This window comes from Bacteroidota bacterium, from assembly GCA_016706255.1.
Taxonomy (GTDB): domain Bacteria; phylum Bacteroidota; class Bacteroidia; order Chitinophagales; family BACL12; genus UBA7236.
The window spans coordinates 718,700-730,858 of the sequence record JADJJZ010000006.1 but is presented as its reverse complement, the minus strand read 5'-3'; the positions used below and the strand labels follow the sequence as shown (position 1 = coordinate 730,858).

5 protein-coding genes are annotated in these 12,159 nt (G+C 37.4%); 4 read left to right on the top strand and 1 reads right to left on the bottom strand.

Annotation, left to right across the window (positions count from 1 at the left end):
- Positions 1-7 precede the first annotated feature (7 nt).
- The 4 genes from porV (IPI65_11785) (at position 8) to IPI65_11770 (ending at position 7,791) form a co-directional block, all read left to right on the top strand.
- Positions 8-1,222, top strand: coding sequence for a type IX secretion system outer membrane channel protein PorV (gene porV / locus IPI65_11785; protein MBK7442193.1), 1,215 nt, complete (start codon positions 8-10; stop codon positions 1,220-1,222).
- Positions 1,223-1,323: 101 nt separating this feature from the next.
- On the top strand, positions 1,324-2,484 hold the full coding sequence (gene porV / locus IPI65_11780) for a type IX secretion system outer membrane channel protein PorV (protein MBK7442192.1): 1,161 nt from the start codon (positions 1,324-1,326) through the stop codon (positions 2,482-2,484).
- Between the two features lie 89 nt (positions 2,485-2,573).
- Positions 2,574-4,166: a PKD domain-containing protein gene (locus tag IPI65_11775; GenBank protein ID MBK7442191.1), complete on the top strand. Its 1,593-nt coding sequence runs from the start codon at positions 2,574-2,576 to the stop codon at positions 4,164-4,166.
- A 256-nt stretch (positions 4,167-4,422) separates the two neighbouring features.
- Entirely contained in the window at positions 4,423-7,791 is a 3,369-nt protein-coding gene (locus tag IPI65_11770; protein MBK7442190.1) for a cobalamin-dependent protein, read from the top strand.
- A 202-nt stretch (positions 7,792-7,993) separates the two neighbouring features.
- Here IPI65_11770 and IPI65_11765 read toward each other — a convergent pair whose 3' ends face one another.
- Entirely contained in the window at positions 7,994-11,053 is a 3,060-nt protein-coding gene (locus tag IPI65_11765) for a T9SS type A sorting domain-containing protein (GenBank protein MBK7442189.1), read from the bottom strand.
- Between the last annotated feature and the right edge of the window lie 1,106 nt (positions 11,054-12,159).

Genomic DNA, 12,159 nt, shown 5'->3' with positions numbered 1-12,159 from the left:
AATAATTATGCGGAATTTTATGAAACTTACATGGATGGTTGTTGCGGTAGTAGCAGTTTCAACCTCATCAAAAGCACAGCTTTCCATTGGAAACACAGGTGATGAATACCTCAACACCGTTACTACAGCAGTTCCTTTCCTGCGCATTGCACCTGACGCGCGTTCAGGCGGTATGGCAGATGTTGGAATTGCAATATCTCCCGATGCAAACTCCATATTTTGGAATGCCTCGAAAATTGTTTTTATGGATGATGCCCATCCAACGGGTATTTCCCTTACTTACACCCCATGGCTTAAAAACCTTGTAAATGACATCTACCTTGCCTATTTAAATGGATACTGGAAAGTAAACGAATTACAGGCTGTAAGTGCTTCATTACGTTATTTTTCATTAGGAACAATCACTTTTACGGATGCATCAGGTAATATTTTACAGGATTTCCGTCCTAACGAATTTGCTTTCGACTTTGCTTACTCACGTAAACTTGCCGATCACCTTTCAGCAGGTCTCGATTTAAAATATATTTATTCCAATCTGGCAACAGGTCAGGTAGTGAATGGTGTGGAAATTAAACCGGCCCGTGGTGTTGCTGCCGATTTATCTATGTTTTATACCAATACATTTGATACAGGCGATAAAGATTCAGAAATTGGTATCGGTTTAAATATTTCTAACGTTGGTAATAAAGTAACCTATACTTCAAGTATTGAAAAAGATTTTATCCCAACCAACCTCGGTATTGGTGCAGCTTATGGCATCCATTTCGATGATTATAATAAATTGACTTTCGCTTTAGATTTTAATAAATTATTAGTTCCAACACCGGATAGCGCAGATTCAAATCCGCAAAATGGTATCCTTGACTTTAAAGAACAGGGTGTTGTAAGTGGTATGTTAAGTTCATTCGGTGATGCGCCAAATGGTATCAGCGAAGAATTACATGAAATTATTTATTCTGCGGGTGTAGAATATTGGTATGACGAAAAATTTGCTGTGCGTTCAGGTTATTTTTATGAACACGCAACAAAAGGTGGTCGCCAGTTTTTCACTGTTGGTTTAGGTTTACGATATAATGTGTTTGGATTAGATTTCTCTTATCTTGTTCCAACTAGCAATAATCAAAATCCATTAGACAATACATTACGTTTCACACTACAATTCAATCTTGATGCATTAGGCACAGAAGGTGGTGCAAAAACAGATGATGGCTCTGACGGATAAATTTTAAATTATTATAAAAGAAAGACGATCTATTGGTCGTCTTTTTTTTTGCCCGGAAAAAATTTTTATCATAAATTTCCGTTAAGTATTAAACACATTTTATGTACCCATCTAAACTATTTCCAGTATTCATTCTGGTTATTATTTTCTCAGCCAATACCAATGCACAAATAATACCGACAACCTCACCCGACGATTATATTAACACTATTCAAACGGCTGTACCATTTTTACTTGTGCCAACGGATGCAAGAAGTGCAGCCTTGGGAAATTCCGGTTTAGCCACCTCACCTGACGCAGGGTCTATATTTCTAAATGCCGCAAAACTGGCCTTTATTCCGGAAAAAAATCCGTTTGGGTTATCTATATCTTATTTACCCTGGTTAAGCGAGTTGGTTGAGGGTTTCTATATTGCTGATATCAGTACATTTATTAAACTTGATGATGAACAGGCTTTAAGTTTAGGCACTCGTTATTTTAGTTTGGGAACACTCACCTTTACCTCTGCCACAGGAAATGTAATATCAGAATTCCGACCAAATGAGCTGACTGTAGACGCTGCATATGCCCGCAAATTATCGCCTAATTTTTCTGCAGGTTTAACGTTAAAATATATTTATTCCAATTTAACAACATTACCCGGTTTTACCGCAAACGACAACCAACCTGTTCAGGATATCGCCGGTGATATTTCCTTATTTTATACAAATTCAATCTCTGAAAAGTCTGAATTAAATGCAGGCTTAGTAATAAAAAATATTGGTGGTAAAATGTGGTATACCAATATTATTACAAAAGATTATTTGCCGACAAATTTGGGAATTGGTTTGGGATACTCCTATAACATTGCACAAAATCATCAAATCAGTATTTCCGGTGAGGTAAATAAATTGTTAGTGCCAACACCTGATACCGCTGACATTGATCCCGCAAATGGCATTTTCGATTTCAGAGAATATAGTGCTATGCAAGGCATGTTAACGTCATTTTCAGATGCGCCACAGGGTTTTTCAGAAGAAATTGATGAAATTAATTACCGTGCAGGCCTGGAGTATTTGATGTACGAAATTTTTGCCGCTCGTGTCGGATATTTTTATGAAGCCCCTTCAAAGGGTGGCCGGCAATATTTTACTTTAGGCGCCGGAATCCAATATTCATCCTTTGCGCTGGATCTGGGCTACCAGTCACCTATTGGCAATCAAAATTCCGTTTTGAATAAAACTTTTAGCATGACACTTCAAATTTTGATTGATAAAAGTTAAAAGAAATATTTATCATCATTACCCAACCTTTTCATTTTTAGTTTCGTGTATAGGTTTAGAATTTACTAATCCTATACAAATACCTAAAAATGACAAAAACGTATTACTCCTTAATTGTTGTTGCCCTGCTGACGTTATTTTCGTTTGGCAATAAAGCGGCAGCACAAGACTGTTCAGCAGATTTTAACTATATGACTGATGGGCCCGATGCGGCTTTCAACGGTTTCGCAACCGGGCTTTCTCCAAGTTATTTCTGGAGTTTTGGCGATGGCGCTTATGCCTACACTGAAAACCCTGAACATACTTATGCCACAAACGGAACTTTTTTAGTTTGTTTTACTGTGTATGCTGCAGATAGTTGCACTTCAACCTATTGCGACTCTATAGAAATTACTGGAGCTGCCGGTGGCGACTGCAATGCCTTGTTTACCTTCGATGCTTTCGGAGAAATCTTGTCTTTTAACAACCTGTCAACTCCGGCAGATGTGTCTTCTTTTTGGGATTTTGGCGATGGCAGTTCATCTTATCTTGATGACCCATCCCACACTTTTGATCCGGGTTCTTACAATGTATGTTTAACCGTTTTTGGAGCCGATTCATGCATAAGTGAATATTGTCAAACCATCACCATTTTTGGTGGAGGCGATTCTACCGGTTGTAGCGCATTTTTTACTTTCGATGAATCTGATGGAACGGTTGAATTTACTAACCTATCAGATGCCGACGGATTTCCTGCCGATTATGTATGGGAATTTGGTGATGGCGAAACATCATTCGCTGTTAATCCGACGCATTCTTATGATGATGGCATTTATGTAGTTTGTTTAACAATTTATACTGCCGATAGTTGTTCCAGCACATATTGTAATACGATTAACATTGGTGAAGTAATTATAGATTCAGGTTTTTGTAATGCAAATTATGTTGCTGATATCACAGGAGGGCTTGTAGAATTTACCAATACAAGCACAACAGGTGGTGCAGATATTCTTACTTACCATTGGAGTTTTGGTGATGGATTTACATCAACAATCGAAAATCCAAACCATGTTTATGCCGTATCAGGATCTTACACTGTTTGTTTAAGTATTTCTACTACTGATTCATGTGAAAGTATGTATTGTAATATAATTAATGTTACCGTAGGGGATACTGCAACTGAATGTAATGCAGCATTTAATTATGAATTTGGAATTACACCATGGGGGGTATTTACTACCAATTTATCAGCAGATGGTGGTGTTGCAGCAAGTTATTTCTGGGATTTTGGAGATGGCAGTTCATCTACGGAATTTGAACCTGCACATAACTATGACGCCGGTGGCTCTTATGTTATTTGTTTAACCATTACTACTGCATTTTGCACAGACACTGATTGTGACACCGTTGTAATTGCACCTACAGGTATAGATGATATTTTGCATAAAAATGACTTAGCAGTATATCCAAATCCCGCTACAAAAAATATTGTTTTAATGCTTGAAAGTGATGTAAACAATCATGCAACAATTATTATTAGCGATATCAGTGGACGTAATTTACAACAGATTTTTTCCGGTAATTTGAATGGTGGTGAAAATGAATTCAGGATAAATATTGAATCATTACAAGCCGGCATGTATTTAATAAATGTAATAAATGAAGATGGTTCAACGCAGGTAACTAAATTCATTAAACAATAAGTGAGTTAACAGTGGTTTATCCGGTGGCGTTGCATTAACAAATGATTTCGCCTCCGGATTTTTTTTCGCAGTTGTTTTGTTTCTGATTTCAATTTTGCAGGGTTCTCCTCCCCTGCCTTCAAAACCCCTTTTTGGTCGAGGGGTTTTGTTGTTTTTGTCTGTTACCACTTTGCATTCAGGTAGCCTGAATAGCACAGGAAGGCGTCCGAATACCTATTTCCTGCCTATTAAGTAACTTTGCGCTATATTAGAAGATATGACAGACGTTCAACCATACCAACCCAAGCACAAAATCAGGATTGTAACAGCTGCCAGCCTTTTCGACGGGCATGATGCGGCCATTAATGTGATGCGCAGGATAATTCAGGCAACTGGCGTTGAAGTTATACATCTAGGCCATGACCGCAGCGTGGAGGAAGTTGTGAATTGTGCGATTCAGGAAGATGTGCAGGCAATTGCCATGACGAGTTACCAGGGTGGACATACAGAATATTTTAAATACATGTATGACCTGCTGAAGGAAAAAGGATGTGCACATATTAAAATTTTTGGTGGTGGCGGAGGAACAATTCTTCCAAGTGAAATAGAAGAATTGCAGAATTATGGCATTACCAGAATTTATTCTCCTGATGATGGAAGGTCGATGGGTTTGCAGGGTATGATAAATGATTTGGTTCAGCAAAGTGATTTCGCAACGGGTGTAAATTTAAATGGCGAATTAAAACATCTCACCAACGAAAAAGACTGGAAAAGTATAGGAAAATTAATTTCTGCCGTAGAAAACAACACACCTGATGCAGCAAATATTATGACACAGGTGGAGGTATTAATTAAAAATAATAACACACCTGTTTTAGGAATTACAGGTACCGGCGGAGCAGGTAAGTCATCGCTGGTGGATGAATTAGTGCGTAGGTTTTTAATCGATTTTACCGATAAAACAATTGCCATTTTATCTGTTGACCCTAGTAAACGGAAAACAGGTGGTGCATTACTGGGCGATCGTATCAGGATGAATGCAATTAATAATGCACGCGTTTATATGCGCTCCATGGCAACACGTCAGGCAAACCTTGCATTAAGCAAACACGTTGACGAAGCCGTTAAAATATTAAAAGCAGCACAATTTGATTTAATTATTCTTGAAACATCCGGAATCGGACAAAGTGATACAGAAATTACTGAACATAGTAATGTTTGTTTATATGTAATGACGCCTGAATACGGTGCAGCAAGTCAGTTGGAAAAAATTGACATGCTTGATTTTGCGGATTTAATTGCGATAAATAAATTCGACAAACGTGGTGCTCAGGATGCTTTGCGTGATGTTAGGAAACAGTTTCAGCGCAATCATAAATTGTTTGATGTGGATACCGAAAAAATGCCGGTTTTCGCCACTATTGCTTCGCAGTTTAATGATCCGGGAACAAATCAGTTGTATCGTCACATGATGGATACGATTAAAGAAAAAACAAAAGTTGATTTACATTCCGATTTTCATATAACGGATGAAATGAGTAAAAAAATATTCATTATTCCGCCACAACGCACCCGATATCTTGCAGAAATATCAGAATCAAATCGTGCTTATGATAAAAAGGTGGTAGAACAAAAAACCGTAGCACAAAATTTATTCGCGTTACATACCGCTAAGTCAATTGTAGATGATACCGAATTAAAAAACAAACTGGAAGCCGAATACCAAAAGGTTGCGAAAAAAATTGATAATGAAAATCTCGATTTAATTCAAACCTGGAATAATAAATTAAAATCGTATACTGATGAATATTATATATTCAAAGTGCGCGATAAAGAATTAAAAATTAAAACGCATTCGGAAAGTTTATCGCATTTACAAATTCCGAAAATCAGTCTGCCGAAATATGAAGCCTGGGGCGACATATTACAATGGCAATTGCAGGAAAACGTTCCCGGTGAATTTCCGTTTACTGCCGGTATTTATCCTTTTAAACGCGAAGAAGAAGATCCAACACGTATGTTTGCCGGTGAAGGCGGACCTGAGCGTACCAATAAACGTTTTCATTATGTGAGTTTAGGTATGCCTGCAAAACGTTTATCAACTGCGTTTGACAGTGTAACATTATATGGAAACGACCCTGATTATCGTCCGGATATTTACGGAAAAATTGGTAACAGCGGCGTTAGTATTTGTTGTTTAGATGATGCAAAAAAATTATACAGCGGATTTGATTTAGCTGATCCAAAAACATCTGTATCCATGACCATTAACGGTCCGGCGCCGATGCTACTTGGATTTTTTATGAATGCAGCTATTGACCAACAATGCGAAAAATATATTCTTGAAAATAAACTAGAGGCGGAAGTTGAAGCTAAAATTCAGGAAATTTACAAAGGCAGAGAACATCTGCGTCCAAAATACAATGCAGCAGATTTACCTGCAGGAAATAACGGATTAGGATTATTATTATTAGGTGTAACCGGTGATCAGGTATTACCTGCAGAAATTTATGCGGGCATTAAAGCAAAAACATTAAGTACTGTTCGCGGTACTGTTCAGGCAGATATTTTAAAAGAAGATCAGGCACAAAATACCTGTATTTTTTCTACAGAATTTGCTTTGCGTTTAATGGGCGATGTGCAGGAATATTTTATTCAAAATAAGGTTCGTAATTTTTATTCTGTTTCTATTTCCGGATATCATATTGCTGAAGCCGGAGCAAATCCGATTACACAATTAGCGTTTACTTTAGCAAACGGATTTACATATGTAGAATATTATTTAAGTCGTGGAATGAATATTAACGACTTTGGGCCAAACCTTTCGTTTTTCTTTAGTAATGGTATTGATCCGGAATATGCCGTTATTGGTCGTGTTGCGAGAAGAATTTGGGCTAAGGCTATGAAAATGAAATACGGCGCCGACGATCGTACACAAAAGTTAAAATATCATATTCAAACCAGCGGAAGAAGTTTACATGCGCAGGAAATTGATTTTAATGATATCAGAACTACACTGCAGGCATTGTATGCTATTTATGATAATTGTAATTCATTACATACCAACGCATATGATGAGGCTATTACAACTCCAACAGAAGAAAGTGTACGTAGAGCAATGGCCATTCAGTTAATAATTAATAAAGAATTAGGGTTGGCTAAAAATGAAAATCCAATTCAGGGTTCATTTATTATTGAAGAATTAACTAATTTGGTTGAAGAGGCTGTATTAAGTGAGTTTGACCGAATCACAGAACGTGGCGGTGTATTAGGTGCAATGGAAACGATGTATCAGCGCGGAAAAATTCAGGAAGAAAGTTTATTTTATGAAACATTAAAACATACTGGTGCTTATCCAATAATCGGTGTAAATACTTTCCTGAATTCAAAAGGTTCACCAACTATTTTGCCGATGGAAGTAATTCGCGCAACGGAAGAAGAAAAAGAAGCGCAGATTACCACGCTTAAAAATTTGCATGAAAAAAACACCTCGTTTACAGCATATCATTTGCGTCATTTGCAAACAACTGCAATCCAGAATAATAACTTATTCGAAGCATTAATGGAGGCTTGTAAATTCTGCTCCCTTGGTCAAATCACCAAGTCGCTGTTTGAGGTGGGAGGACAATACAGACGGAATATGTAATGTATCCGATGATTGCTGAGGCTTTAATTTAAGAACGGAAGTATCCGCTTAATAAATCTACTGTAGACCGATAATTTTTTTAAACGACACCTGTAATATAAAAATTACAGGTGTTTTTATTTACGGTTATTTATTTCTGCCCAAAAAAAACCCGGTTATGAAAAACATAACCGGGTTGAAACTAACCATACTAAAAAAGAATTTATAATACTGACAAACTATTTGAATAAATAACCTGTCCGTTTTTAATTACAGTTATTTGATATAAACCAAATACAAATCCGTTCAGATTTATTTCGTGGTTATTATTTTTAATTACTGATTGTTGAATCATTCTTCCTGTAATATCTGTAATAACGATATCGGCATCCATAAATTGATTATCGTCGAATGATAAATAGGCAACACCACTTGCAGGTTGTGGCCATACATTAACATCTCCAATAACAGAATTATTTATTGCCACATTACAAGCTGAACATTTTGCCCAACAAACAACATCTAAAGTTGCAGGACCGGTTACGGTTAATGCGCGGTTTGTAAAACCATCTGTTGTTATGGTACAAATATCACCTTCAGTTAATTCTTCCTGACCTGCCCAAGCATCGTAAGCAAATTTGTATTCATATGTTCCTTCAGGTAATAAAATTTCTAATTCCCAAACATTGTCTCCATCTAAATCACTCATTGGAGCACAACCTCCGCACCATCCGTTAAATGTACCATTTACTTCAGGCGTTGTGAAAGTTTCTGTTACGGTATTCATATCTACCTGGAATTTTACAATATGTGCAGGCACTGTTGCTTCACATGAAGAACAACTTCCCCAACATACAGTATCTAAAGCAACATCTTCAGTAACTACTAAAGCACGGTTTGTAAATCCGAAAGCAGTAATTGTACAAGGATCACCTTCTAATAATGTTTCAGAACCTGCCCAAGTATCGTAAGCAAATTTATATTCATAAGTTCCAGCTTCAAGCGGAATAGTTAATTCCCAAATATTATCACCATCTAAATCACTCATTGGCGCGCAACCTCCGCACCAGCCATTAAATGTACCGTTTACTTCAGGTGTAGTAAAAGCAGCGGCAACTTCGTTCATATCAACTGTAAATAATACATCGTATGTAACAGCAGCACCACAATCTAAACAACTGCCCCAACATACAGGATCCATTACCATATCGCTGTTTACTTCAAGTGCACGGTTTACAAATCCGCCATCAGTAATAGTACATTCAGCACCATCAACTAATGTTTCAGAACCTGCCCATGCATCATAAGCATATTTAAACTGATATGTACCTTCAGTAATATCGAGTGTAGTACTCCAGATACCATCACCATCAGGATCAGATAACGGATTACAACCACCGCACCAGCCATTAAATGTACCATTTACTTCAGGTGTAGTAAATGCTGCGGCAACTTCATTCATGTTAACATTGAATGTTACACTATAAACTACAGGTTCTGCAGGTTCGCCAAAATAAACATCATCAAAATAATATGTTTTTTCTCCTGCTACTGCACCTGTTGTTCCAAAATTGAAAAATATAGATGCTTTATCGTATGCATAAGCTAAGTTGATTACAGCCGTTCCCGGAGCTTCATTTGAAAAATCAAATGTTAATGTTTCCCAGTCGCCTGCAACAGTTGTAGTTGCTTCTGTTTCAACTGATTTAGTAGGATCAGCATGATCTTCCACTTTTAAACGAACAGGAATTCCTGCGTCAGGAGACCAAACACGAACGGTCATAATTGTAGATGCATCAGTAAACGGAATTGCATTTGCCAAACCATCACCGGCTCCGTTTGTAATTGTTGTTCCTGCCCATAATTCAGCAGTTGCCGATTTAATAACTTTTGCAACCAGTGTTGGTGCACCTGTAGGGTCAGATTCAATAGTTGAAGCTTCTGCGCCGCCAAAACCAATTAAACCATATTCAACACCTAATAAATCGAATGTTACAGGTAAATCCATTTGTTCTAAAACAATAACACCACAATCGTTACAACTTCCCCAACATACTGTTGGCTGTGTAACATCGCCACCGGCAACAACTAATTTTCTATTTGTGAAACCGCCTAATGTAATTGTGCATTCATCACCTTCAGTTAATTCTTCCTGACCTGCCCATGCATCATAAGCAAATTTATATTCATAATTGCCTTCTAATATAGGAAGTGTTGTTGACCAAATACCATCACCATCAGGGTCAGATAATGGGTTACAGCCACCACACCAGCCGTTAAATGAACCATTTACTTCAGGTGTAGTAAAACCTGCAGCAACTTCATTCATATTTACAGCGAATGTAACGTTGTAAGTCATCGGCTCACCGCCGCCACCAAATTCAACATCATCAAAATAATATGTTTTTTCACCTGCAACAGCTCCGGTTACGCCGAAGTTGAAGAAGATAGAAGCTTTGTCATAAGTATAGCCATAGTTAATTACAGCTGTTCCTGGTGCTTCGTTTGCAAAATCGAATGTAAGCACTTCCCAATCACCGGCAACAGTAGTTGTAGCTTCAGTTTCAACCGATTTTGTAGGATCTAAATGGTCTTCCACTTTTAAACGCACCTGAATGCCTGCATCCGGTGACCAAACGCGAACGGTCATGGTAGTTGCAGCATCATTAAATGGAATTGCCGTTGCAAAACCTGCACCCGCGCCATTTGTTATAGTTGTTCCTGCCCATAATTCAGCAGCGCCTGATTTAATCACTTTAGCTACCATATTAGTAGCATCTGTAGGATCTATTTCGATTGAAGAAGCTTCAGCACCGCCAAATCCGATTAATCCGTATTCAACACCGGCATCATCGAAAGTAACCGGTAAATCCATTTGGTCGAGTACAATACCATCGCAGGCATCACAACTTCCCCAACAGATGGGATCCAAAACAACATCAGCAGCGCCAACTACCAACGAACGATTTGTAAATCCGAAGGCAGTAACTGTGCAAGGAGAACCTTCAACCAGTGATTCCTGTCCGGCCCAAGCATCATAAGCAAATTTGTATTCATAGGTACCGGATTCCAATACGATGGTAGCCTCCCAAATGCCATCACCATCAACGTCAGTCAAAGGATTACAACCTCCGCACCAACCATTAAATGTGCCGTTAACCTCCGGTGTGGTATACGCTGCGGCAACCTCATTCATGTTAACCTTGAAGGTAACATTGTAGGTATCTGCCATTGCACTTGTTACAAGGGTGCAAAACAGCAAATAAGTAAATATTTGTTTCATAGTAAAATATATTTTACAGTAAAAATAGTCCTTTTTGTAATTATTACAAAAAGTAAAAACAAAATTTTTCATCTGAAATCCTTGTTTAATCACAGGTTGAACAAAAGAAGGAGAAAGGTGTGGAAACAATCGAATTTGTTCTGCTTATGATCCTGCTGAGGGCGCATACACCCCCTACAACAGAGGCAGGATCTAATTTTGTTTTGATTTTCATTTTTCTTTGTTTGGTGTAATTACTGAATTTATCAAATAATGCAATTTTTAATATCACAATTAATATGAAAATTCAATTGTATTTAATGACCCATAACCACCAATTAAAATACGAAGCACATAATTGTCAATATTCCTGTAGGACAATGCATCGTCCTTACATACAGGAATATTGACACATAGGTAAAATGAATGTGATATGCCACTTAATTTTCACCTACAGATAAATTGAGTATAAAATGGCATTCTATCCTACGCAAACGAATCCTGCCCATGCCATAAGGACGCATGCAATACGTCCCTACAACATGGGCAGGATTCTCACTTTTGTTTGATTTTAATTTTTTCTGGAAATGTTAAATTATAAAGATTAATATTATTTTAGAATATAGTATTTTCAATTTATAAAAAAATAATTAGTTTTAGGTTTGTATTATCTCAAAACTGAATTTTATGGCGTTAGTGATAGAGAAAGAGCGGGACGAAAACAGAAAATATGCGCGCCACCTACTTCAAACAATTTCCAATTTTAGGAGAAATTAGCGAGGAAGACGAGAAACAGATTTATTCCAAGTTAATTGGCAAGAATTAGTAAGCAAGGCTCAATTCCAGTAATTGGCCAGACATGAATTAGAATTGGGTTTTTCAAGTTATGCCTGACCACTTCTGGAATATTCATTGGTGAAAAAATATAAGTTTATATCAATTGAATCAAAACGAAACCCCAGACATAAGTCCCAATCAGTGGATCCGTTACCTGGTTATAAGAGGCTTTAAGGCTGCAGTCCCCGATTCGCAAAGATAATAACATTGATTTCAAGTGGCAAAGCAGATATTAGAACATATCATTCGATCTAAGATTGAATAAAGGAAATTTCAGATTACATCTTAAA

Coding starts and splice junctions, on each gene's coding strand:
- porV (MBK7442193.1), top strand. CDS start 8: ATGCGGAATTTTATGAAACTTACATGGATGGTTGTTGCGGTAGTAGCA.
- porV (MBK7442192.1), top strand. CDS start 1,324: ATGTACCCATCTAAACTATTTCCAGTATTCATTCTGGTTATTATTTTC.
- IPI65_11775 (MBK7442191.1), top strand. CDS start 2,574: ATGACAAAAACGTATTACTCCTTAATTGTTGTTGCCCTGCTGACGTTA.
- IPI65_11770 (MBK7442190.1), top strand. CDS start 4,423: ATGACAGACGTTCAACCATACCAACCCAAGCACAAAATCAGGATTGTA.
- IPI65_11765 (MBK7442189.1), bottom strand. CDS start 11,053: ATGAAACAAATATTTACTTATTTGCTGTTTTGCACCCTTGTAACAAGT.